This window comes from Pseudomonas palleroniana, from assembly GCF_022836895.1.
Classification (GTDB): Bacteria; Pseudomonadota; Gammaproteobacteria; order Pseudomonadales; family Pseudomonadaceae; genus Aquipseudomonas; species Aquipseudomonas palleroniana.
The window spans coordinates 1,051,992-1,076,415 of record NZ_CP092411.1; the positions used below are offsets into that span (position 1 = coordinate 1,051,992).

The window sequence follows — 24,424 nt, forward strand, 5'->3', positions numbered from 1 at the left end:
TAGCCTTCAGACACGCCAAAGCCGCCCCGAAGGACGGCCTGGTGGTTAACTCAGCCGATCACCACTGGTAGGTGGCACTGGCGACGACGCTGCGTTGGTCGCCGAAGTAGCAGTAGGAAGCGTCACAGGTGGAGATGTAGTCCTTGTTGAACAGGTTGGTGGCGTTCAACTTCAGCGATGCGCCTTTGAGGCTGTTGTCCAGGCGGCCCAGGTCGTAATGCACGGCGCCGTCGAACACGGTGTAGGCGTTGGCCTTGCCCAGCCAGGTGTTGGCCTGGTCGCCGTAGGTGTTGCCGGTATAGCGGGCACCGAAGCCGATGCCGAAACCGTCGAGTACGCCGGTGTGCCAGGTGTAGTCGGTCCACAGGGAGGCTTGCTGGTTTGGCATCAGTTGCAGGCGGTTGCCTTTGAAGTTGCCCTTCTGTACTTCGGATTTGGCCAGGGTGTACGCGGCAATCACTTTGAGGTTCTCGGTGACGTCAGACACGGCTTCCAGCTCCAGGCCTTTGACTTTCACCTCGCCGGTCTGGTCCGTGACCGACTGGCCACCGGCACCGGTGCTGGCAACCAGCACGTTTTTCTGGGTCAGATCGTAGACCGCGGCGCTCAATAAGGTGTTGGAGCCCGGCGGCTGATACTTGATCCCCAGCTCCCATTGCTTGCCCTCTGTGGGTTTGTACGACTGCAGTGGGTCGACGCTGGCGTTGCTCGCCGGCTGGAAGGACTCGGCGTATGACAGGTAAGGCACAAAGCCTGAGTCGAACACATAGCTCAGCGCCGCGTTACCGCTGAAGTTCTTGCTGCGGTCGGTGTTGGTCGCATCGTTCTTGTTGAAGTAGGTGGTGCCTTGGTGCACCCAATCTTCACGCCCGCCGAGGGTCAGGCGCCAGTTGTCCAACGCCATCTGGTCCTGCACGTAGAGGCCGGTCTGGATGGTTTTCTGGTTGTAGTCGTAGTACGCCGTGGAGCGCGCCGGGCGTTCCACGGGGCGGGTATTGACCGGGTTGAAGATGTTGACGGTCCCGGCGGAACCATAAATCGACAGATAAGACGTATCGGTACGCTGATGGTCCAGGCCGAGCAGCAAGGTGTGGGTGACGTCGCCTGTGGCGAAGTCGGCCTGGAAGTTGTTGTCGAGCGCGAATTGGCCGATGTTCTCGTCAACGTTGGTTGAGGTACGGCCGATATTGCCGGCGGCATCAACCGGGAAATAGCTATAGGCGCCCACGGTCAACTGCTGGAACGCCAATTCCGATTTGGTGTAACGCAGGTTCTGCTTGAACTGCCAGGTATCGTTGAAGCGATGTTCGAACGCATAGCCCAGTGCGTAATAAGTGCGGTCGTAGAATTCGTAGTCCGGGTCGCCCAGGTTCTTGTGATGTGACACGTCCCCCAGCGGCGATTTGATCTTGGTGCCTACGATCGGCAGGAACTGGCTGGTGGCGCCGGTATCGTCGCGGGTGAACTGCGACAGGAAAGTCAGCTTGGTGTCGGTGTCGATGTTCCAGGTCAGGCTCGGCGCAATGTTGTAGCGCTGGTTGTCGATGTGGTCGACCTGGGTGCCGGCATCGCGCACCACGCCGCTGAGGCCATAGAGGAACCGGCCTTCATCATCGAGCTTGCCGGTGCTGGCGAAGTTGAGTTGGCGGTAGTTGTCGCTGCCGTATTGCACTTGGATGGCGTTGCTCGACTCCGCACTCGGGCGACGGCTGACCATGTCCAGCAGGCCGCCCGGCGGCGTCTGGCCATACACCGAGGACGCCGGGCCACGCAGCAGCGCGAGGCGGTCGAGGTTCCAGGTTTCGGCCTTGGGGTTGGCGTAGACGCCACGCGGCAATGGCAGGCCGTCGAGGAATTGGGTAGGTTCGAAACCGCGTACACGCATCCAGTCATAACGGGTGTCGCTGCCGTAGCTGGCGGACACGATGCCGGGCATGTACTTGACGGCGTCATCCAGGTTCTGGACGTTACGATCCTGCATCTGCTCGCGGGTGGCCACGGAGATCGAGCGCGGGGCTTCGACCAGTGCGGTGTCGGTCTTGGTGCCGGCGGCGGTACGTGTCGCCAGGTAGCCGGTCACGGGGCCCCAAGCGCTTTCAGTGTTGCCTTGGGCGATGATGCTGGTCTGCGGCAACGCCACGACGCCTTCGGCAATGGCCACCAGGGTAAAGGTGCCTGCGCTGCTCTGCTCCAGCTGCAAGCCGGTGCCACGTAACGCTTCCCGCAACGCGCCCTGGGCATCGAACTGGCCTTTGACCGGCGCCGAGGTCTTGCCCGACGCCAGCGTCGGATCGAGGGTCAGTGCCAGGCCCGCCTGGCTGGCGATCTGGTTCAGGGTCGTGGCCAACGGCGCGGCCGGCAGGTTGTAGGCGCGAACGCTGGACGCTTGCTCGGCAGCGATCAGCGGGGTGCTGGCCAGCGGGGCGCTGAGCGCAATGGCGATGGCTAACAGGCTGGGGCGCAACAAGGTGTCTAGCGTGCGGGACATAGGTGGCTCCTGAATGGAAATATTTCTCAATTGCCTAGGTGCCGAACGAGAATCGAAAAGTGATAGGGCAGGATGAAAATATTTTTGCGCTGAGGTTTTCGAGGTGTTCTTCAGGGCCTTATCGGGAGCAAGCCCCCTCCCACACTGGCTGCGTTTGCAAATCAAGGTGTGTGAATGCAGTCAGTGTGGGAGGGGGCTTGCTCCCGATAGCAGTCGCCCGGCCACAGCAGAACCTAAGGCTTGCTTTTCACCGTCACCCACCACGGCGTGTGCTGCTCGATCTGCACCGGCAGCGTCGGCAACAGCGCATTGAGCGCCAGGGTGGTGTCGTGCAGCGGGAAACTGCCGGTGATGCGCAGGTCGGCCACGTCTTTATCCACACCCAGGTGCCCGGTGCGGTAACGGCTCAGTTCCTCGACTACATCGCCCAGGCGGGCGTTGTCCACCACCAGCATGCCGCGGGTCCAGGCGTCGGTGGCGGGGGCGACGGCCAGCAGCGGGCCGAGGCCATCGCTGCGCATGAGCACTTGCTGGCCCTCTTTGAAGATCTGTTCCTGGTGCAGCGCCTCGGGTTGGGCCGCCACCGCAGACTGCAGCACGCTCAGGCGCGTAGCGCCGTCTTCGCGCTTGACGATAAACCGCGTGCCCAGTGCGCGCAGGCTGCCGTCGCGGGTTTGCACGTAGAACGGGCGGCCATCGTTGTGCCCGGTCTCGATCAGAATCTCACCTGCCTGCAGCACGATCAGCCGGCGTTTTTCATCGAAACGCACGTCGATGGCGCTGTGGGTGTTGAGGTTGATCAGCGTGCCGTCGGCCAATTTCAGCGTGCGCTGCTCGCCGGTGGCGGTGCGTTGGTCGGCCAGCCAATAGTGGATGGGCACGTAACGCTCACCGGCCAACAGCGCCAGGCCGCACATCAGTGCGATGCCGGCGAGGCCACTGCCCAACTTGCGCACGCGCTGGCGAATCCCTTCGCGTGACTGCAACAGCGCCGCCCGCGCCGGGCCAGAGGCTACGCTGAAGCGCTGGTCGAGCATGCCCAACTGGCGCCAGGCCCGCGCATGTTCTTCATCGCTGGCCAGCCACTTGGCGAACTCTTCCTGCTCCACCGCGCTGCCGTCGCCGGAGTCGAGGGACAGTTGCCAGGCGATCGCCGCATCCAGCACGCGGGCGGAAACCGGTCTGGAACCGGTCACAGCGGTTCGCCATACAGGGCGATGTAGCATTGGCGAATGCCCTGGGCCAGGTACTGGCGCACACGGGGCACCGACACACCGAGGCGCCGGGCGATTTCGGCGTGGCCCAGGCCATCCAGGCGGTTATAGAGGAAGGCGGCGCGGGCCTTGCTCGACAGCTTGCCGAGCAGGCGGTCGATGGCCTTGAGGTCTTCGAGGATCATTTGCTGGGCTTGCGGCGACGGGTGTTCGCTTTCCGGAAGCAGCATCAGTTCGGTGAGGTAGGCCTGTTCCAACGCGGCGCGCCGGAAGTAGTCGAACAGCAAACCTTTGGCGATGGCCACCAGAAACGCCCGCGGCTCGCGAGGTTCGCGCAGCTCGTCACGGCCCAGCAGGCGCATGAAGGTGTCCTGGCTGAGGTCCTCGGCGCGGCTCGGGCAGGCCACGTTGCGGCGCAGCCATGCCAACAGCCAGCCGCGATGGTCGCGATACAACGCGCCAACCAGCTCACTGTGTGGGTTTGGGACCGACGACAAGGCATCACCGAATAAACAAGAGGTTTAAACTAACGAGAATTATTCGCGATTGTGTCAGAGGCGTCGGATGGGCGCAATTGGCGTCTGTCGGGCGGTGCTATTAAAACGATGGCGCTTGTTTACGCCGTTTCCATTGGCTCAAACGTTCTTGCAATTGCTGGGGGGAGTCGAGGTGTTGCTGGCGTGCGCGGCTGAACAGGATGAGCATCAGTTCCGCCGTGGCCAAGGCATCGGCGCTGGCGTGATGGCGCTCGCCGACCTGAAGGTGAAAGTGGTTGATCCAATCGTCGAGCCCGGCTTCGCGAATATTCGCCTCGGGGCACAGCAGCGGGGCGATGTCGGCGACGTCGAGAAACGGGTGAGCCAGGCGATACCCCAGGCTGTCCTTGAGCGCCCGGCACAGCATGTGTTGATCGAAGGGGGCGTGGAACGCCAGCAGGGGGCTGTCGCCGACGAAATCCATAAAATCCAGCAGGGCGTCGACCGGGTCGCTGCCGGCGGCGATCGCACTGGGCCCCAGGCCATGGATCAGCACGCTGGGGCTGAGTTTGGTTGCGCTGCGTTGCAGGGTACGCTCGAACAGTTGTGAGAAGTCTATCGCGCCGTCCTCGATCACCACGGCGCCGATGGACAGGACTTGGTCACGGTTGAGGTTCAGGCCGCTGGTTTCCAGGTCCACCACCACCCAACGCTGGCTGCGCCAGGGGCCGTCGCCCAGCTCCACGGCTTTGGGCAGTTGGTCCAGGCGCTGTTGTTGTGCCGCGTCGAGCCCGGGCTTTTTCGGGCGTAGCCAACCGAGCCAGCTCACAGCTGATACCGCAAGGTCAGGCTGCTTTGCAGGCGTTGCGCCTGACGCAGGGACTCACGCAGGATGCGCCGGTCCAGGTGGTTGAGGCTGTCGGGGTCGACGCGGTTGGAATAGGGCTGGTTCTCGCGGGTTTGCAGTTGGTGCTGCTGCATGCGGGTTTGCTGGATAAAGTGATAGGCCTCTTCATAGGCGGCACCGTCCAGCGCGTCGATGACTTCCTTGAGCACCAACTGGCGCAGGCGCTCCAGGGTGTTGTTGGCGTGGATGCCATTGGCCAGGGCCAGCAGGCGCGCACCATCGACAAAGGGGGTCAGGCCTTGCACCTTGAGATCGAGCGTGGCCTTTTCGCCGCCTTTGCGCGTCAGCACAAACTCTCGGAAACGCCCGACTGGCGGGCGCTGGCGCAGAGCGTTCTCAGCCAGCATGCGTTGGAACAGCCGGTTATCCGCAACCTGATCCAGGACCCCCTGGCGCAATTGTTCGCAACCGCGCTCATCGCCCCAGACTACCCGCAGATCGAAATAGATGCTCGACCCCAGCAGATTCTCCGGCGTCGCCTCGCGTATGAACGCTGCAAAGCGTCGCGCCCATTCGGCCCGTGACAGGCACAGCTCGGGGTTGCCCGCCATGATATTGCCCTTGCACAGGCTGAAGCCGCACAACGCCAGGCTCTGGTTGATCTGCTGCGCCAGGGGCAGTAACCGCGCCCGGATCGACGCGGCTTCGGCGGCGTCCTTGGCTTCGAACAAAATACCGTTGTCCTGGTCGGTGAACAGGGTTTGTTCACGGCGACCTTCGCTGCCGAAACACAACCAGCTGAACGGCACGCCGGGGTCGCCTTTTTCGGCAAGCGTCAGCTCGATCACCCGGCACACGGTGTGATCGTTAAGCAGGGTAATGATGTGGGTGATCTGCGTAGACGAGGCGCCGTGGGCCAGCATGCGTTCGACCAACTGGCCGATTTCGCCGCGAATCGCCACCAGGTTTTCCACGCGGGGCGCATTGCGGATGGTGCGGGCCAGGTGCACCAGGTCGACCCGTTGCAAGGAAAACAGGTCGCGCTCGGACACCACGCCACACAGGCGCTGGTCTTTGACCAGGCACACATGGGCAATATGCCGCTCGGTCATGGCGATGGCGGCGTCAAAGGCGCTGTGGTCCGGGGTCAAAAAGAACGGCGCCTGGGTCATATGCCCTTCGATGGCCTGGTTGAAGTCGCTGGTGCCGTCGGCCACCACCTGGCGCAGGTCGCGCAGGGTAAAAATCCCCAGGGGCGCTTTATGCTCATCCACGATCACAATGCTGCCCACCTGCTGCTCGTGCATCAGCGTCACCGCCTCGCGTAGCGGCGTGCCGGGTTGACAGGTGACCGGGTGGCGCATGGCCAACTCGCCAAGACGGGTGTTCAGCGAATATTGAGTGCCGAGGGTCTCCACGGCTTTTTGCTGGACTTGTTGGTTGACCTGGTCCAGCAGGCTACTGACCCCACGCAGGGAAAAGTCGCGGAACGGGCTGGAAAGCGCGAACAGCTTGATAAAGGCCGGCTTGTTCAATTGCAGGCAGAAGGTGTCTTCGGCGGCCTTGTGTTCGGTGCGGGTGGCCCGTTCGCCGAGCAAGGCGGCGAGGGGGAAGCATTCGCCCGTGGTGATTTCGAAGGTGGTTTCGGTGCTGTCCGGCCGCTCACCCACGACGCGGCCCTGCTTGACGATATAGAAGTGCTCAACCGGGCCGCCCGACGGTTTGAGGATGCTGTCGCCGGGGGCATAGAAGCGCATTTGGCATTGTTCAACCAGAAACGCCAAGTGGGCATTTTCCATCTGGTTGAACGGGGGAAAGCGTTGCAGGAATTGCAGGGTGCCGTGGATGTTCTGCAACACGGCGGTTTTTCCCGCCTGCGTGAAAGCATCAGCTTTACTCATAACAGTGACCGCAGTTTTTTGTCGTTATCGTCCTTCATGGTCAACTCCCGTGCCGTGGGTGCCCATTGGACGTAAGTCTAGGTAGCGGTTGAACGATGCATGACTAGGGAAAAACCTTACAAGGCTATGGTGCAAAACCCGTAGAACACCCACTAGGCAAACTTTCCGACGAAGTGCACATTGTTCACCTTTCGGCAGATGTCTGACGAGTGTGCTGAAAGAGTGATGAGAACTGCTGAGAAATGTATGACCGACAACGATATTTTGAGCGATGCGGAGCGCGAGGCGCTGAGCGCCGTGATGCTGGAACCTGATTTACCGCCGCAACGTGTGCTGATTGTTGACGACGACAAGGACGCGCGTGAGCTGCTGGCGCAAATCCTGGGGCTGGACGGTATTCGCTGCATGACCGCCGAGAATGGTGAGGCGGCGTGGGATCTGCTGAACTCCAACACCTCTATCGGCTTGCTGATCACTGACTTGCGCATGGCGCCGAGCAATGGCCTGGAGCTGATCCGCCAGGTGCGCGAATCCTCCCGGGCGGCATTGCCCATCATCATCATGTCAGGGGACGCGGAAGCTCCCGATGTGATCGACGCCATGCATTTGAGCGTGGTGGACTTTTTGCTCAAGCCGATTGATAGCGTGAAGTTGGCGAAGATGGTGAAGCGGGAGTTGGGGATGGTGCAGTAGAGGCCGTTGGTCTGAATAGCTTTGCCACTGTCAATTTTGACAGTAGATGGGTGTGCTCAAGACGTGTGTACTGGTTTGGTAGGGGTTGATCACAATGCCCCGTTATCTGGTAAACAGGAGCTACCCATGACTTTTCCGAAAGTTGGTTTCGACAAAGCAGAATGGCAAACCACTAAAACCAAGCTCGTTGAAAGTGATGCCCATGTGTTGGTTCTTAAAGACCATAAGGCGGATTTCTTTAGAGCAAAAATTGTCAGTGGCTCGAAGAGTAATACTTCAATCTACAGGGGATTTTTGCCCAGTCGGGAGCGTCTTCATTGGTCCTATGGCCAAGAGTTACTTGATGGGCTGCATCAATTTGATGTAGCTGCTTTACCACAATTTGAGTATGTAGACTCAGACGGATTTAGTTATTTTTCCTCTGGTTCGGGTACTTTGGTCGTCAATGTTGAAAACCAGGCAGATGGCAGCTTCCTTCACCAAGGAATGCTGATGAATGCGGCGTGTAGCGGAAGTAACGGCAATGCGGTCGTTAACTGTACTTACTTGCTCCATGACTTCTGAACTTTCCACAGGTGATAAAAAACCCTGGTATTTCGACCAGGGTTTTTTTCTGCGTTTAAAGAGCGTTTTTAGCCTTGAACTCCCGACGCCTGCGGTGCAACACCGGCTCGGTATAGCCATTCGGTTGTTTGGTCCCTTCAATCACCAACTCCACCGCCGCCTGGAACGCGATGTTGCTGTCGAAGTCCGGTGCCAGTGGGCGGTACAGCGCATCCCCGGCGTTCTGGCGGTCCACCACCGGCGCCATGCGCTTGAGGCTTTCCAGCACCTGGGCTTCATTGACGATGCCATGGCGCAACCAGTTGGCGATGTGCTGGCTGGAGATACGCAGGGTGGCGCGGTCTTCCATCAGGCCCACATCGTTGATGTCCGGCACTTTCGAACAACCGACGCCCTGGTCGATCCAGCGGACCACATAACCCAGGATGCCCTGGGCGTTGTTGTCCAGCTCGTTGCGGATTTCTTCGTCGGACCAATCGGTGTTGGTCGCCAGAGGAATGGTCAGGATATCGTCCACTGAAGCGCGCTCGCGCTTGGCCAGTTCGGCCTGGCGTGCGAACACATCAACCTTGTGATAGTGCAGCGCGTGCAGCGCCGCCGCCGTCGGCGACGGCACCCAGGCGGTGTTGGCACCGGCCAGTGGGTGGGCGATTTTCTGTTCGAGCATCGCCGCCATCAGGTCGGGCATCGCCCACATGCCTTTACCGATCTGCGCACGCCCTTGAAGGCCGGTGCTCAGGCCGATATCGACGTTCCAGTTCTCATAGGCGCCGATCCATTTTTCCGCCTTCATGGCCGCCTTGCGCACCATCGCGCCGGCTTCCATGGAGGTGTGGATCTCGTCTCCGGTGCGGTCGAGGAAGCCGGTGTTGATGAATACCACGCGCTCGCTGGCCGCCTTGATGCAGGCCTTGAGGTTGACCGTGGTGCGGCGCTCCTCGTCCATGATCCCGACTTTGAGGGTTTTGCGCGGCAGGTTCAGCACGTCTTCGATGCGGCCGAACAGCTCATTGGTGAACGCGGCTTCTTCCGGGCCGTGCATCTTCGGCTTCACGATATAGACCGAACCGGTGCGGCTGTTCTTGCGGGTGCTGTTGCCGTTGAGGCTGTGGATCGCCGCCAGGCTGGTGATCAGCCCGTCGAGGATGCCTTCGGGTACTTCATTGCCGGCTTTGTCGAGAATCGCGTCGATGGTCATCAGATGGCCGACGTTGCGCACGAACAGCAGCGAGCGGCCATGCAGGGTCACGTCCTGGCCATTCACGCCGGTATAAACGCGGTCAGGGTTCATGGTACGGGTGAAGGTCTTGCCGCCCTTGGCCACTTCTTCGGCCAGGTCGCCCTTCATCAGGCCGAGCCAATTGCGATAGATCACCACTTTGTCATCGGCATCGACGGCGGCGACGGAGTCTTCGCAGTCCATGATGGTGGTCAGCGCCGCTTCCATCAGCACGTCTTTGACGCCGGCGGCGTCGGTCTGGCCGACCGGCGTGCCGGCGTCGATCTGGATCTCGAAGTGCAGGCCGTGGTGTTTGAGCAGTACGGCAATCGGCTGGGCGCTGTCGCCCTGGAAGCCGATGAGTTGCGAGTCGTCGCGCAGGCCGCTGTTGCTACCGCCCTTGAGGCTGACGATCAGCTTGCCATCGACGATCTTGTAGCCGGTGGAGTCGACATGGCTGCCCGCCGAGAGCGGCGCGGCTTCGTCGAGGAACGCGCGGGCAAAGGCAATCACCTTGTCGCCCCGCACTTTGTTGTAGCCCTGGCCCTTCTCGGCGCCATTGGCTTCGCTGATGGCGTCGGTGCCGTACAGCGCGTCATACAGCGAGCCCCAACGCGCATTGGAGGCGTTGAGGGCGAAGCGGGCGTTCATCACCGGCACGACCAACTGCGGGCCGGCCATGCGGGCGATTTCGTCATCGACGTTTTGGGTCGTGGCCTGGAAGTCTGCGGCTTCTGGCAGCAGGTATCCGATGTCTTGCAGGAAGGCTTTGTAAGCCACCGGGTCGTGGGCCTGGCCGGCGTGGGTCTGGTGCCAGGTGTCGATCCGCGCTTGGAAATCATCGCGTTTGGCGAGTAGGGCTTTGTTCTTCGGTGCCAGGTCGTGGATAACCTTGTCGGCACCGGCCCAGAACTGGTCGGCAGTGATGCCGGTACCGGGAATGGCTTCGTTGTTCACGAAGTCGAACAGGACTTTGGCGACCTGCAGGCCACCGACTTGAACGTGTTCAGTCATTGCTTGCCTCACTCTGCGGAGCTTATGCGCTTTTTCAGATTTTCATTATGTAGTGCACGGGTTTGCATACTACATGATGACTTGCGGTTGTGAAAATTAGACTAAATACGTCGTTTAGCGACCCACTTTGGTCGTACGGTCACAGCGGAGAACGTGATGTTCTCAAAAAACGATTGGATTGTTCCAGATAAATATAAAAATGGTACACGATTTGTTTTCGAGGGCGCCTGCGTCCACCTTGTAGATTGAATTCCTGAGGGCTTCGCCATGGACCATCTTGTACTCACAATTATCGCCGCCGACAAACCCGGCGTCGTGGAACGCATCGCGCATACCATCGCCACCCACGGCGGTAGCTGGCAGGAAAGCCGAATGGCGCATATGGCCGGGCAATTCGCCGGTATCCTGCGGGTCAGTGTGCCTGCTGAAAACCGTCAGAACCTGATCAATGCGCTGGAGGACTTATCCACACACGGCATTCGCGTGCTGGTGGGTGAGGGCAGTAGCGGGCAGGCAGCGACGTCCAAGTCGATCGTGATGACCCTGGTGGGCAATGACCGCTCGGGCATCGTGCGCGAGATCACAGCGTTGTTGAGCCGGCAGGGCGTGAACCTGGAGAGCCTGAGCACGGACGTACGCCCGGCCCCCATGAGCGGTGACCCGTTGTTCACGGCCGAGGCGCTGTTGCAGGTGCCATCGACGCTATCCCTGGATACCTTGCAGGCGTCGCTGGAAACTTTGGCGGATGACTTGATGGTGGAATTGCACAACGAGGAATGATCAACCCACAGGGTTATGCATGGAAAACTTGCATGGGCTTGTGGATAACCTGTAGAGACTCGACGCCAGGCCGCGCCGGCGTTGGCTCTCCGCCTTCTGCGCAAAAAACGAGCAGTTTCAAGGGCTTGTGCACAAATGGCGGGGATCAGGTTGTGGATAACCTTGGGGTTGATGGCTGCAAGCCACGTGCTGCGTGGCTTGCAGAGGTTTGTACGTTATTTGATCAGCGCTTGCGCACGCTCATCCAGGCATCCAGGCTGTACACCACCAGCCCCGCCCAGATAAAGGCGAAGGCAAGCAGGGTGCTCGACGCCAGGTGTTCGCCAAACAGCAGCACGGCTTCCAGCAGCACGAGAGTCGGTGCCACGTACTGTAAAAAGCCCAGTGCGGTGTAGGGCAAATGCCGAGCGGCAGCGTTGAAACATACCAGCGGGATCAGCGTCACCGGGCCGGCCGCCACCAGCCACCAGGCTTCGGAGGTGCCCCAGAACTCCAGTTGTGCGCTGTGGGCCGAGGGGTTGAACAGCAGCCATGCGATGGCGATCGGGACCAGCATCCAAGTCTCTACGACCAGCCCAGGCAGCGCTTTGACGGGCGCCTGTTTGCGGATCAGCCCGTAGAAGCCGAAGGTCAGCGCCAGCGCCAAGGACACCCACGGCAAACTGCCCACCTGCCACACCTGTTGCGCCACACCCACCGCCGCCAGCCCGACGGCGACCCACTGCAGGCGGCGCAAGCGCTCGCCCAGGATCAACATGCCCAGCAGTACATTGACCAGCGGGTTGATGTAGTAGCCCAGGCTCGCTTCCAGCATGCGCCCGCTGTTCACCGACCATACGTAAGTCAGCCAGTTGGCCGCAATCAATGAGCCGCTGAGTGCCAGGATAGCCAGGCGCTTGGGGTTGTCGCGCAGTTCGCGCAGCCACCCCGGGTGTTTCCACACCATCAACAGCAAGCCACCGAACAGCGCCGACCACAACACACGGTGCACGATGATTTCGGCGGCGGGGACGCTGGCGATGGCTTTGAAGTAGAGCGGGAACAGACCCCAGATGACATAGGCGCTCAGGCCCAGGATGTACCCCTTGCGGGGGTTGGCGGCTTGCATTGCAGAATCCTTGCTTAGGCAGCTAACAAAGGCGTGATTGTAAGGACATTTGTCTGCCAATGGGATTGGCTTTGCTTATGTGGGAGGGGCAAGCCCCCTCCCACATAAGGCGGTCAGAACAGCTTCAGAGGTTCTTCGTTGAGGGCGGCCAGTTGCTCGCGCAACGCCAGCACCTGATCGCCCCAATACCGTTCGCTGCCAAACCAGGGGAAGCTGTGGGGGAACGCCGGGTCATCCCAGCGCCGTGCGAGCCAGGCGCTGTAATGCATCAGGCGCAGGGCACGCAGGGGTTCGATCAGGGCCAGTTCCCGTGGGTCGAAGTCGTGGAACTCCTGGTAGCCGTCCATCAGTTCCGACAGTTGGCCAAGGCATTCTTGCCGGTCACCGGCGAGCATCATCCACAGGTCCTGCACCGCCGGGCCCATGCGGCAGTCGTCGAGGTCGACGATATGGAACATCTCATCGCGGCACATCATGTTGCCGGGGTGGCAATCCCCGTGCATGCGGATGTTCGTGTGCGGGGTGGCTTTGTATACCTCTTCCACGCGCTTGAGCAGGTCGCGGGCGACGGACTCATAGGCCGGCAGCAGGCTTTTGGGAATGAAATTGCCTTCGAGCAGCGTGGTGAGGGAGTCGTGGCCGAAGTTCTTCACGCCCAGGGCTTCGCGGTGTTCGAACGGGCGGGTGGAGCCTACGGCATGCAAACGGCCGAGCAGTTGCCCGAGGCGATAGAGTTGGTCGAGATTGCCCGGCTCCGGCGCGCGGCCACCCCGCCGGGGAAACAGGGTGAAACGGAAGCCTGCATGTTCGAACAGGCTTTCACCGTTGTGGATCAATGGGGCGACCACCGGCACCTCGCACTCGGCCAGTTCGAAGGTGAAGCGATGCTCTTCGAGGATGGCCTCGTTGCTCCAGCGCAGGGGGCGATAAAACTTGGCGATCAGCGGCTCAGAGCCTTCGATGCCCACCTGATACACGCGGTTTTCGTAGCTGTTGAGCGCCAGCACACGGGCGTCGCTGAGGAAACCGATGCTCTCGACCGCGTCGAGGACCAGGTCAGGGGTGAGTGTTTCAAACGGGTGGGCCATGCGAACTCCTGCGCGCAGCAGGGCGCCGCGTCCGGCCGGGTATGGTAACGCACCAGGCTTGAGATAGCGCGCCTGTGCCATCGCTATTGGGAGCAAGCCCCGCCCACAATTGCCGGCGTACACGCGGTCAACTGTGGGAGGGGGCTTGCCCCCGATGAGGCCCTATCAGGCGCCGATAATGCCGCCATCATCCCGCCGAATCGCCATCACCGAAGACCTCGGCTTGCCATTGGGCAGATGCTCCGGCCAGGTCGAACCGCCGGTTTCGCCGGGATGCTGGATCCCCACAAACAGCGTCTTCTGGTCCGGCGAAAAGCTGATCCCGGTGACTTCACACGCCACCGGCCCGACCATGAACCGGCGGATTTCTCCGGTGGCCGGGTCGGCACACAGCATCTGGTTATTGCCCATGCCCGCGAAGTCACCGGCATTGCTGTAGTCGCCGTCGGTCAGGATCCACAAGCGCCCGGCCTGGTCGAACCCCAGGCCGTCGGGGCTGTTGAACATGTTTTGCGGGTTGATGTTGGAGGAACCGCCCTTGGGCGTACCGGCGTGCACGCCTGGGTTACCGGCGACCACAAACAGGTCCCAGGTGAATTCGTGGGCGCCGTGGTTATCCTGATCAGCTTTCCAGCGCAGGATCTGACCGTAGACGTTTTTCTCCCGTGGGTTGGGCCCGCCCACCGGTTGGCCGTCTTCCCCGCGTTTGGCATTGTTGGTGAGTGTGCAATAGACCTGGCCATCAGTGGGGCTGACCACGATCCACTCCGGGCGGTCCATGCGGGTGGCTTTCACCACGCTGGCGGCCAGGCGCGCATGGATCAGCACCTCGGCCTGGCTGGCGAAACCGCTGCCCGCATCAATACCGTTTTTGCCATGGGTCAGCTCCACCCATTGGCCCTTGCCCTTGGGGTGGTCGGCGTTGCCATCGCCCGCGTCGAAGATCGCCACATATAAGGTGCCGTGGTCGAGCAGGTTTTTGTTGGCCTTGGGGTTGTTGTGGTTGATCGGGTCACGGCTGACGAACTTGTAGATGAATTCACCGCGCTCATCGTCGCCCATGTACACCACGGCGCGGCCGTCGCGGGTTTCAGCCAGCGCCGCGTTCTCGTGTTTGAAACGGCCCAGGGCGGTGCGCTTGACTGGGGTGGATTGCGGGTCGAACGGGTCGATTTCCACCACCCAGCCGTGACGGTTGAATTCGTTGGGGTTCTTGGCCATGTCGAAGCGCGGGTCATGCTGATGCCAGTTGATGTCTTTGCTGGCCGCTGCCACGCCATAGCGTTTTTGCCCGGCGTCGAAGCTTTGTTGTGGGTTGCTGCTGCCGAAGCAGTCGGTGAAGTTCTCTTCGCACGTCAGATAAGTGCCCCACGGTGTCTTGCCATTGGCGCAGTTCTGAAAGGTACCGAGGACTTTTTTACCCGACTTGTCGGCACTGGTTTGCAACCAGGCATGACCCGCGGCCGGGCCGCTCAGGCGGATTGGCGAGTTGCCGTGGATGCGGCGGTTATAGCGCGAGTCCTGGACGAACTGCCAGGTGTCACCTTTGCGCCGCACTTCGATGACCGAAACGCCTTCGCTGGCCTGGGCCTTGCGCACCTCTTCAGCCGATTGCGGCGCGCCGCCATGGGCGTAGAGGTAGCGATAGTTGGTGTATTCGTTGTTGATCGCCATGAGCGCACGGTTGTTGTCGCCGGGGAAGGCGAATAGGCTCATGCCATCGTTGTTGTCACCGAACTGTTGCTCCTGGGCTTTGGCGGTCCCGTTGCCGGACGGGTCGAAAGCCGGCGCGCCCTTGTGCAACGGCTGGCCCCAACTGATCAGCACCGACGCGCTGTAGCCCGGCGGCAAGGTGATGGTGTCGCTGCTGGCGGCGGCGATGCCGGTAAACCCCAGCAACGGGCTGGCGGTGGTCGCGTTAATGGCCAGGGCACTGCGGCTGAGCAGGTTGCCGCCCAGGAACATCGCGGCACCGCAGAGGGCACCGGCACCGATGAAGCGGCGGCGGGTGAGGCCGACCATCTGTTCCAGGTCGGTGGCTTGGTTTTCTTGTAACAGGCTCATTTCAGGCTCCCTCTGCGGTTTTTGCAGACACCTTAAGGAGCCCTCGTGACGAATTTGTTGCAGTTTGAAGGCGCGGCCGCGTTATACCGGCGTGCCCAGCAATACATTGTTCGGGGCGAACTGCACCTGGATAGGCTGGTTCTCGGAAGCGCCCAGCGCTTCGAGCGCGGCAGGCTGCGCCAGAGCGCATAACACCAGGCCGTTAGGCAAGGTGATGCGCACTTCGCTGGGGCCGTCATCGGCGGCGAGAATCGTGTCGATAATGCCGCTCATGCAATTGTGTCCAGGTGTTGCAGCTTGCCCGATAGCGAGCACTTCCAACCAGCCGGCCTTGATCAACGCGACCACTTCCACACCCACCGCCAGTTCCAGCCGCCGGGTACTGTCGTGAGTGATTTGCGCGTCGATATTCAAGCCAGCGGCCAGTTGCAGGCGAATGGTGTCGTTGCGGCCATGCTGTTCAATGGCGATCACCTGGCCATGCAATTGGTTACGTGCGCTGGTGCGCAGCATCAAGCGTCCCAGCAGATTGAAGTCACTGGCATCCTCGTCGGAGCCGAGCACTTGGGCCTGCAGTGCTTGCAAGCGCTGGTAGAGGCGCAATACGCGCTCACCTTCAGCGGTCAACTTGGCTCCGCCGCCGCCTTTACCGCCGACGCTGCGTTCCACCAGCGGCTTTTGCGCCAGGTTGTTCAGCTCATCGATGGCGTCCCAGGCGCCCTTGTAACTCAGGCCGGCGCTCTTGGCGGCGCGGGTGATTGAGCCTTGCTCGGCAATATGCGCCAGCAAGGCAATGCGCTGTGGACGGCGGACAATGTGTTGGCTGAGCAGGGTGGGTAGCGACATGGGAACACACTTCGATGGAATGAGTGGACGTTGCCGCCCCGGTGCCAGGGAGTCAAGTTACGCGCCCGGTTTGGGGGTGCGGGCCAGGCAGTACACGTCGACCTGGCGCGCACCGGCGTCCCTCAACAATTGTGCGAGGCTGTGCGCGGTAGCGCCGGTCGTCAGTACGTCGTCCACCAGGGCGAAATGCCGGCCTTGCACCTGGGCGTCGGCGGCCAAGGCGAAGGCGCGAAACAGGTTGCGCTTGCGCGCCTTGGCGTCGAGCGCCTGTTGCGCCACGGTTTCATGGGGGCGCAACAACAGGTGTTCGTCGCAGCTGAGGTTGAGGGCGTTACCGAGCCAGCGGGCCAGCATCAACGCCTGATTGAAACCGCGCTCGCGCAAGCGATGACGTGCCATCGGCACGGGCAGCAGGCAGTCGGGCCGGATGATTTCAGCGTTGTCGAGACGATGTTGCACGTGGTGCCCCAGCAAGCGCGCAAGCATATGGCCCAGTGGCCATCGCGACTGGTGCTTGAAGCGGCTGATCAAGCCGTAGGTCCAGGGCGCAATCACCTGTTTAAAGGCGGGCGGATGTGTCTGGCATTGGCCGCAGGTCAGCCCCTCCATCGACAGCGGCAGGGCGCACACGTTGCACTGTTCCATCAGCCACGGCAGCTCGGTTTCGCAGGCGTTGCACACACAATCGGCTGATTCGGTCGCCTCATCGCAGATTAAACAGGTGTGTATGTTTTTTGACCAGATGTAAACTTGGTGTTTGTGGTCTGGTTGACAGTGCATGATTCTTCCTTAAATATGCCGAGCATCCGTGTCGCGCCTGTGGGTATTGCCCTTCCCGCAGCGCTTGCCAAAGCATAATCAAGGAATCGCCCATGAGCGCCAGCACCTCTGCCACCCTGCGTCACGACTGGTCTTTAGCCGAAGTCAAAGCACTGTTCGTGCAACCATTCAATGACCTGTTGTTCCAGGCGCAGACCGTGCACCGCGCGCATTTCGATGCCAACCGCGTGCAGGTGTCGACCCTGCTGTCGATCAAGACCGGCGCCTGCCCGGAAGATTGCAAATATTGTCCGCAGTCGGGCCACTACAACACCGGCCTGGAAAAAGAAAAACTGATGGAGGTGCAGAAGGTCCTTGAAGAGGCCGCCCGCGCCAAGGCCATCGGTTCCACGCGCTTCTGCATGGGCGCCGCGTGGAAGCACCCGTCGGCCAAAGACATGCCCTACGTGCTGCAGATGGTCAAAGGCGTGAAGGCCATGGGCCTGGAAACCTGCATGACCCTCGGTCGTCTCGACCAGGACCAGACCCAAGCCCTGGCCCAGGCCGGCCTTGACTACTACAACCACAACCTCGATACCTCGCCGGAGTTCTACGGCTCGATCATCACCACCCGCACCTACAGCGAGCGCCTGCAAACCCTGGCCTATGTACGTGATTCGGGGATGAAGATCTGCTCGGGCGGCATCCTCGGCATGGGCGAGTCCCTCGATGATCGTGCCAACCTGTTGATCCAACTGGCCAACCTGCCGGAGCACCCGGAGTCGGTGCCGATCAACATGCTGGTGAAGGTGGCCGGTACGCCGTTGGAAAACGCTGACGACGTCGACCCGTTCGACTTCATCCGCATGCTCGCCGTGGCACGCATCCTGATGCCGCAGTCCCATGTGCGGCTGTCGGCCGGGCGTGAGGCGATGAACGAGCAGATGCAGGCCCTGGCGTTTTTCGCTGGCGCCAACTCGATCTTCTACGGCGACAAACTGCTGACCACCGCCAACCCGCAGGCCGACAAGGACATGCAACTGTTCTCGCGCCTGGGCATCCTGCCGGAAGCCCGCGAAGAGCACGCCGATGAAGTGCATCAGGCGGCGATCGAGCAGGCGCTGGTCGAGCAAAAGAGCAGCGAACAGTTCTATAACGCTGCCGTCTGATTGAAATGCGATCCAAATGTGGGAGGGAGCAAGCCCCCTCCCACATTTGATCGCGCTCAGTCTCCAGTCTTTGAATACCGAGGCCTGCATGTCTTTCGATCTCGCCGCGCGCCTCGCTGCCCGCCGTGCCGAACACCTCTATCGCCAACGCCCGCTGCTGGACAGCCCCCAAGGCCCGCAAGTGGTGGTCGACGGCCAGCCGCTCCTGGCGTTCTGCAATAACGATTACCTGGGCCTGGCCAACCACCCTCAAGTGATCGAAGCCTGGCGCGCCGGAGCGTCCCGTTGGGGCGTGGGCGGCGGCGCTTCGCACTTGGTGGTTGGCCACGCCACACCTCACCATGCATTGGAAGAAGCCTTGGCCGACCTCACCGGTCGCCCGCGGGCCTTGCTGTTTACCACCGGCTACATGGCCAACCTCGGCGCGGTCACGGCGCTGGTGGGGCAAGGCGATACGGTGCTGGAAGACCGCCTCAACCACGCCTCGCTGCTGGATGCCGGCTTGCTCTCGGGTGCGCGTTTCAATCGTTACCTGCACAACGATGCCGATAGCCTTGCCAAGCGCTTGGAGAAGGCGACCGGCAATACCCTGGTGGTCACCGACGGGGTGTTCAGCATGGACGGCGATCTGGCGGACCTGCCCGCATTGGCCCGTGCAACCCAGGCCAAGGGCGCCTGGCTGATGGTGGATGACGCCCATGGCTTTGGCCCGTTGGGTGCCCACGGCGGTGGGATCGTCGAGCATTTTGGCTTGAGCCAGGCAGACGTGCCGGTGTTGGTGGGCACCCTGGGCAAGGCGTTCGGCACCGCCGGGGCTTTTGTGGCCGGTAGTGACGACCTGATCGAAAGCCTGATCCAATTCGCCCGCCCGTACATCTACACCACCAGCCAACCGCCGGCCCTGGCTTGCGCCACCTTGAAAAGCCTGGAGCTGCTGCGTACCGAACATTGGCGGCGTGAGCACCTCAACGGCTTGATCCGCCAGTTCCGTCAGGGCGCCGAGCAGATCGGCCTGGCGTTGATGGACAGTTTCACGCCGATCCAACCGATCCTGATCGGCGACAGCGCCAAAGCCATGCGCCTGTCGCAGATGTTGCGCGAGCGCGGCTTGATGGTCACCGCGATCCGCCCACCCACCGTGCCGGTCGGCAGTGCGCGTTTACGCGTCACGTTGACGGCGGCCCACAGCGAGGCCCAGGTGCAGCTATTGTTAACGGCGTTGGAAGAGTGTTTCCGCTTGTTAGGCGCCACGGAGCCCGACCATGCGTGATCGACTGATATTGCTGCCCGGTTGGGGCCTCGGCGTGTCACCGCTGGAGCCTCTGGCCGCCGCTTTGCAGGGCCTCGACGAACACCTGCAGGTGCAGATCGAACCGTTGCCGGTACTGGACTCCAGCGAGCTGGATGACTGGCTCGACGAGCTCGACGCCACGCTGGCGGACAACGCCTGGCTGGGCGGTTGGTCCCTGGGCGGCATGCTGGCGTCCGAATTGGCGGCGCGGCGCGGTGAGCGCTGCTGTGGTTTGCTGACGTTGGCGAGCAACCCGTGTTTTGTCGCCCATGCCGGCTGGCCGAGCGCGATGCCCGGCGAAACCTTCGATGCGTTCCTCGCCGGTTGCCATGCCGACTCCCAAGTCACCCTCAAACGCTTCGGCCTGTTGTGCGCCAAGGGCGCCGAAGACCCGCGCGGGTTGTCGCGTTTGTTGGTCAGTGGCGCGCCGCATACGCCTTCCAGCGTGTTGATGCCCGGTCTTGAACTGCTCGCCCGGCTTGATACCCGCGCCGCTTTGCAGGCTTTTCGCGGTCCGCAGTTACACCTGTTTGCCGGCCTGGATGGGCTGGTACCGGCCGAAGCGGCCGGCGATCTATTGGCCTTGCTGCCCGATGTTGAAATCGGCCTGATTGAACAGGCCGGCCACGCTTTTCTTCTGGAAGACCCTCACGGTGTTGCGGGGGCCATCCAGGCTTTTTTGCATGAGTGCGTTGATGACTGATTTATCCCTGCCCCCTCTGCCGGGTGGCTTGCCGGACAAGCGCCAGGTGGCCGCGTCGTTTTCCCGCGCAGCCGCCAGTTACGACAGCGTGGCCGAGTTGCAGCGTGCGGTGGGCACCGCGTTGTTGGCTCGCCTTCCGCTGGCCCCGACGCCACAGCGCTGGCTGGACATGGGTTGTGGCACCGGTTTTTTCAGCCGTGTGTTGGCTGAGCGGTTGCCCGACAGCCAGGGCGTGGCGCTGGATATCGCCGAAGGTATGCTCAATCACGCCAGGCCCTTGGGCGGCGCGGGGTATTTCATTGCCGGGGATGCCGAGCGCTTGCCGCTTAAAGCTCAGAGCCTGGGGCTGATCTATTCCAGCCTGGCGGTGCAGTGGTGTGCGAATTTCGACGCGGTGCTCAGCGAGGCCCATCGCGTGCTGCAACCCGGCGGCGTGCTGGCGTTCGCGAGTCTGTGTGTGGGCACTTTGCATGAGTTGCGCGAAAGCTGGCGAGCGGCGGATGGCCTGGTGCACGTCAACCGTTTCCGTGCCTTCGAGACGTATCAACAGCTCTGCGCCGCCAGCGGCCTGCGCGTCGTCAGCCTGGAGCGCCAACCCCATGTGCTGCACTACCCGGACGTACGCAGCCTGACCCACGAACTCAAGGCGTTGGGCGCGCACAACCTCAACCCGGGCCGCCCGGGAGGGTTGACGGGCCGCGCGCGGATTGCTGCACTGGTGAACGCTTACGAGCAGTTCCGTCAGGCCCAGGGCCTGCCTGCCACGTATCAAGTGGTGTACGCCGTACTGGAGAAACCTCTATGAGCGCCGCTTACTTCATCGCCGGTACCGACACGGATGTGGGCAAGACCACCATTGCCGCGGGCCTTTTGCATGCCGCCCGCCTCGCGGGCAAAAGCACCGCTGCGGCAAAGCCGGTCGCCTCGGGTTGCCAGATCACGCCCAAAGGGCTGCGCAATAGCGACGCCCTGGCGTTGTTGGCTGAATGCTCGTTGCCGTTGACCTATACCGAGGTCAACCCGGTGGCATTCGAACCGGCCATCGCGCCCCATCTGGCGGCGCGGGAGGCGGGCGTATCACTGACGGTGCAGTCGCTGTTGCAACCGATGCAGCACATACTGGCGCAGCGGGCGGATTTCACCTTGATCGAGGGCGCGGGTGGCTGGCGGGTGCCCTTGGCCGATCAGGCCAACCTGTCGGACTTGGCCATGGCCCTGAAGTTGCCGGTGATCCTGGTGGTGGGTGTGCGTCTGGGCTGCATCAGCCACGCCTTGCTCACCGCCGAGGCGATTGCCCGCGATGGGTTGCCGCTGGCCGGGTGGGTGGCAAATATCATCGATCCCAAGACCTCTCGTCTGGAAGAGAACCTTGCCACCCTGGCTGAACGCTTGCCGGCGCCGTGCCTGGGGCGGGTGCCGAGACTCAAGCAGGCCGGGGCCGAAGCGGTTGCCGCGCACCTGGAACTGGATCTGCTTGACTGATTTTGGCTATAACAGGGCAATAGGCCATTAGTGTTTTTGACGGGCCTTTTGCCGGAATCTCTGCTTCAATTTACCTTCACGATTCTCTAAAGGCAGGCTTACGCCATGGAAATCTCTGGAAGCAGCGCGTTTTATTCGGGACTGAGCACCATCCAGACCGGGCAGAACCGTGTCGACCAGGCCGCCGGCAACATTGCCAGCGCCGCGACGACCCAGCCCTCGGACGCCCAACGCGACCGTTTGCAAGCCAATGGTCGTGCCCAACCCACCAACTCGGCGAGCGATATGGTCGAGATGGCCCAAGGCAAATTTCAAGTGGAACTTGGCGTGAAAGTCGCCAAGGCTTCGGACGAAATGCTTGGCACCTTGATCGATACCTACGCTTAATCCTTGCGACTATCAGCTTTACCTGTGGGAGCGGGCTTGCTCGCGAAAGCGGTGTGTCAGTCAATCCATCAAAGACTGATCCACCGCTTTCGCGAGCAAGCCCGCTCCCACATTTGTCCTGCGTCATCCTGACGAACTTCTAAACTCCTTTGACAGTGGCAACACGCCGCAGGCCCTGCCGTGCGTATCGTTGATGCGTGTCATGACAAATGGCGCCTGGACGATGCTTGACAACCCCAGGTCGTAAACGTATGTTTCAAACACCTGTTTGACCGCCACAACAAATCCACGCGGTTGTTCATCCCAGATACATCAGCAGAGGTTTATCGCTATGCCTGACTACAAGGCCCCCTTGCGTGATATTCGCTTCGTTCGTGACGAACTGCTCGGTTATGAAGCGCACTATCAGAGCCTGCCGGCTTGCCAGGACGCTACCCCGGACATGGTTGACGCCATTCTTGAAGAAGGCGCCAAGTTCTGTGAGCAAGTGCTGGCACCGTTGAACCGCGTGGGTGACATCGAAGGGTGTACCTGGAGCGAGTCAGGCGTTAAAACCCCTACTGGTTTCAAGGAAGCCTACAAACAGTTCGTCGAAGGCGGCTGGCCAAGCCTGGCCCACGATGTGGAGCACGGTGGCCAAGGCCTGCCGGAGTCCCTGGGCCTGGCCGTGAGCGAAATGGTCGGTGAGGCCAACTGGTCGTGGGGCATGTACCCTGGCCTGTCCCACGGTGCGATGAACACCATCTCCGAACACGGCACGCCTGAGCAGCAAGAGGCTTACCTGACGAAGCTGGTATCGGGCGAGTGGACCGGCACCATGTGCCTGACCGAACCGCACTGCGGCACCGACCTGGGCATGCTGCGCACCAAGGCCGAACCTCAGGCTGATGGTTCCTACAAAGTTTCCGGCACCAAAATCTTCATCTCGGCCGGTGAGCACGATATGGCCGATAACATCGTCCACATCGTCCTGGCGCGCCTGCCGGATGCACCGGCCGGGACCAAAGGTATTTCGCTGTTTATCGTGCCCAAGTTCCTGCCGAATGCAGACGGCTCGATCGGTGAGCGCAACGCCGTGACCTGTGGTTCCCTGGAACACAAGATGGGCATCCATGGCAACGCTACCTGCGTGATGAACTTCGACGCGGCCACCGGTTTCCTGATCGGCCCGGCGAACAAAGGCCTGAACTGCATGTTCACCTTCATGAACACCGCTCGCCTGGGAACCGCACTGCAGGGCCTGGCCCATGCTGAAATCGGCTTCCAGGGCGGCCTGAAATATGCGCGTGACCGTCTGCAAATGCGCTCCCTGACCGGCCCGAAAGCGCCGGACAAAGCGGCCGACCCGATCATCGTGCACCCTGACGTGCGCCGCATGCTGCTGACCATGAAAGCCTTCGCCGAGGGCAACCGTGCGATGGTGTACTTCACCGCCAAGCAAGTGGATATCGTCAAGTACGGCACCGACGACGAAGCCAAGAAACAGGCCGATGGCCTGCTGGCGTTCATGACCCCAATCGCCAAGGCGTTCATGACCGAAGTCGGTTTTGAAGCGGCCAACCACGGCGTGCAGATCTACGGTGGCCACGGCTTCATCGCCGAGTGGGGCATGGAGCAGAACGTTCGCGACAGCCGCATCTCGATGCTGTACGAAGGCACCACCGGCATCCAGGCCCTGGACCTGCTCGGCCGTAAAGTGCTGATGACCCAAGGCGAAGCGCTCAAGGGTTTCACCAAGATCGTGCACAAGTTCTGCCAGGCCAACGAAGGCAACGAAGCCGTCAAAGAGTTCGTCGCACCGCTGGCTGCACTGAACAAAGAGTGGGGCGAGTTGACCATGAAGGTCGGCATGGCCGCGATGAAAGACCGTGAAGAAGTCGGTGCCGCCTCGGTGGACTACCTGATGTACTCCGGTTACGCGTGCCTGGCTTACTTCTGGGCCGACATGGCGCGCCTGGCCGCCGAAAAACTGGCTGCCGGCACCACCGAAGAGGCGTTCTACACCGCCAAGCTGCAGACTGCGCGCTTCTACTTCCAGCGCATCCTGCCGCGTACCCGCACTCACGTTGCAACCATGCTGTCGGGCGCCAACAACCTGATGGACATGAAAGAAGAGAACTTCGGCCTGGCTTACTAAGCCTTACCGGGTTCTGCTGAAAACCGCCGCTCCCTCGGGAGTGGCGGTTTTTTATTGGGTGCGATAAAAAACACAGCGCAGCACTCAGGGATTGGGGTTGGCTGCCGTTACAGTGATGGCAATGTGATACAGGTCATATTGAATGTGCTTAACTGTGCGCAGTGAAGGCACTGTGCCATCTTTATCGGCGGGTC

General features: G+C 61.5%; 21 protein-coding genes. 10 read left to right on the forward strand and 11 right to left on the reverse strand.

From position 1 onward, the window contains the following. Window positions 1–58 precede the first annotated feature (58 nt). The 5 genes from MJP36_RS04655 to MJP36_RS04675 all read right to left on the reverse strand — a co-directional run bounded on the left by MJP36_RS04655 (window position 59) and on the right by MJP36_RS04675 (window position 6,926). Window positions 59–2,488, reverse strand: coding sequence for a TonB-dependent siderophore receptor (locus tag MJP36_RS04655; RefSeq protein ID WP_244384958.1), 2,430 nt, complete (start codon window positions 2,486–2,488; stop codon window positions 59–61). Between the two features lie 233 nt (window positions 2,489–2,721). Beyond that, window positions 2,722–3,714, reverse strand: coding sequence for a FecR domain-containing protein (locus tag MJP36_RS04660; protein ID WP_244384959.1), 993 nt, complete (start codon window positions 3,712–3,714; stop codon window positions 2,722–2,724). After that, window positions 3,681–4,199, reverse strand: a complete 519-nt coding sequence (locus tag MJP36_RS04665; protein ID WP_060753345.1) for an RNA polymerase sigma factor — start codon at window positions 4,197–4,199, stop codon at window positions 3,681–3,683. The genes MJP36_RS04660 and MJP36_RS04665 overlap by 34 nt, the downstream gene beginning before the upstream one ends. 100 nt (window positions 4,200–4,299) lie before the next feature. Next, window positions 4,300–5,007 (reverse strand): 3'-5' exonuclease, encoded by a 708-nt coding sequence (locus MJP36_RS04670; RefSeq protein WP_244384960.1) that lies wholly within the window; start codon window positions 5,005–5,007, stop codon window positions 4,300–4,302. Continuing rightward, window positions 5,004–6,926 (reverse strand): putative nucleotidyltransferase substrate binding domain-containing protein, encoded by a 1,923-nt coding sequence (locus tag MJP36_RS04675; RefSeq protein ID WP_244384961.1) that lies wholly within the window; start codon window positions 6,924–6,926, stop codon window positions 5,004–5,006. Before MJP36_RS04675 ends, MJP36_RS04670 begins: the two co-directional genes overlap by 4 nt. Window positions 6,927–7,172: 246 nt before the next feature. Between MJP36_RS04675 and MJP36_RS04680 the strand changes: the two genes are divergently transcribed. Then, a complete protein-coding gene (locus tag MJP36_RS04680; protein ID WP_244384962.1) occupies window positions 7,173–7,619 on the forward strand; it encodes a response regulator in 447 nt (148 codons plus the stop codon). A gap of 126 nt (window positions 7,620–7,745) precedes the next feature. Further along, complete coding sequence (locus MJP36_RS04685; protein ID WP_060753341.1) at window positions 7,746–8,183, forward strand: hypothetical protein; 438 nt, start codon at window positions 7,746–7,748, stop codon at window positions 8,181–8,183. Window positions 8,184–8,238: 55 nt separating this feature from the next. On the opposite strand, the gene MJP36_RS04690 is transcribed toward MJP36_RS04685, so the two are convergent. Beyond that, on the reverse strand, window positions 8,239–10,416 hold the full coding sequence (locus tag MJP36_RS04690; RefSeq protein WP_244384963.1) for a malate synthase G: 2,178 nt from the start codon (window positions 10,414–10,416) through the stop codon (window positions 8,239–8,241). Window positions 10,417–10,683: 267 nt separating this feature from the next. On the opposite strand from MJP36_RS04690, the gene MJP36_RS04695 reads away from it, so the two are divergent. Then, on the forward strand, window positions 10,684–11,196 hold the full coding sequence (locus MJP36_RS04695; protein ID WP_104994861.1) for a glycine cleavage system transcriptional repressor: 513 nt from the start codon (window positions 10,684–10,686) through the stop codon (window positions 11,194–11,196). 223 nt (window positions 11,197–11,419) lie between these two features. On the opposite strand, the gene rarD is transcribed toward MJP36_RS04695, so the two are convergent. The 5 genes from rarD to MJP36_RS04720 all read right to left on the reverse strand — a co-directional run bounded on the left by rarD (window position 11,420) and on the right by MJP36_RS04720 (window position 17,082). Then, entirely contained in the window at window positions 11,420–12,304 is an 885-nt protein-coding gene (gene rarD, locus MJP36_RS04700) for an EamA family transporter RarD (RefSeq protein WP_060753338.1), read from the reverse strand. 113 nt (window positions 12,305–12,417) lie between these two features. Further along, entirely contained in the window at window positions 12,418–13,392 is a 975-nt protein-coding gene (locus tag MJP36_RS04705) for a serine/threonine protein kinase (protein WP_244384964.1), read from the reverse strand. Between the two features lie 165 nt (window positions 13,393–13,557). Beyond that, on the reverse strand, window positions 13,558–15,456 hold the full coding sequence (locus MJP36_RS04710; RefSeq protein ID WP_244384965.1) for a PhoX family protein: 1,899 nt from the start codon (window positions 15,454–15,456) through the stop codon (window positions 13,558–13,560). An 81-nt stretch (window positions 15,457–15,537) separates the two neighbouring features. Continuing rightward, a complete protein-coding gene (locus tag MJP36_RS04715; protein WP_205345399.1) occupies window positions 15,538–16,302 on the reverse strand; it encodes a TOBE domain-containing protein in 765 nt (254 codons plus the stop codon). Window positions 16,303–16,359: 57 nt separating this feature from the next. Then, entirely contained in the window at window positions 16,360–17,082 is a 723-nt protein-coding gene (locus MJP36_RS04720) for a ComF family protein (RefSeq protein WP_244384966.1), read from the reverse strand. A 92-nt stretch (window positions 17,083–17,174) separates the two neighbouring features. On the opposite strand from MJP36_RS04720, the gene bioB reads away from it, so the two are divergent. The 7 genes from bioB to MJP36_RS04755 all read left to right on the forward strand — a co-directional run bounded on the left by bioB (window position 17,175) and on the right by MJP36_RS04755 (window position 24,230). Further along, window positions 17,175–18,230, forward strand: a complete 1,056-nt coding sequence (gene bioB, locus MJP36_RS04725; RefSeq protein WP_060753333.1) for a biotin synthase BioB — start codon at window positions 17,175–17,177, stop codon at window positions 18,228–18,230. Window positions 18,231–18,318: 88 nt separating this feature from the next. Further along, window positions 18,319–19,500, forward strand: a complete 1,182-nt coding sequence (gene bioF, locus MJP36_RS04730) for an 8-amino-7-oxononanoate synthase (protein WP_060753332.1) — start codon at window positions 18,319–18,321, stop codon at window positions 19,498–19,500. Beyond that, on the forward strand, window positions 19,493–20,224 hold the full coding sequence (locus MJP36_RS04735) for an alpha/beta fold hydrolase (RefSeq protein ID WP_090368396.1): 732 nt from the start codon (window positions 19,493–19,495) through the stop codon (window positions 20,222–20,224). The genes bioF and MJP36_RS04735 overlap by 8 nt, the downstream gene beginning before the upstream one ends. After that, the gene (gene bioC / locus MJP36_RS04740) at window positions 20,217–21,029 is read left to right on the forward strand and encodes a malonyl-ACP O-methyltransferase BioC (RefSeq protein ID WP_244384967.1); all 813 of its coding nucleotides are present in this window, start codon (window positions 20,217–20,219) and stop codon (window positions 21,027–21,029) included. The genes MJP36_RS04735 and bioC overlap by 8 nt, the downstream gene beginning before the upstream one ends. Then, the gene (gene bioD, locus MJP36_RS04745; protein WP_244384968.1) at window positions 21,026–21,706 is read left to right on the forward strand and encodes a dethiobiotin synthase; all 681 of its coding nucleotides are present in this window, start codon (window positions 21,026–21,028) and stop codon (window positions 21,704–21,706) included. Before bioC ends, bioD begins: the two co-directional genes overlap by 4 nt. A 105-nt stretch (window positions 21,707–21,811) precedes the next feature. Then, complete coding sequence (locus tag MJP36_RS04750) at window positions 21,812–22,093, forward strand: hypothetical protein (RefSeq protein ID WP_060753328.1); 282 nt, start codon at window positions 21,812–21,814, stop codon at window positions 22,091–22,093. A 331-nt stretch (window positions 22,094–22,424) separates the two neighbouring features. After that, the gene (locus tag MJP36_RS04755; RefSeq protein ID WP_060757251.1) at window positions 22,425–24,230 is read left to right on the forward strand and encodes a phenylacyl-CoA dehydrogenase; all 1,806 of its coding nucleotides are present in this window, start codon (window positions 22,425–22,427) and stop codon (window positions 24,228–24,230) included. The last annotated feature ends 194 nt before the right edge of the window (window positions 24,231–24,424 follow it).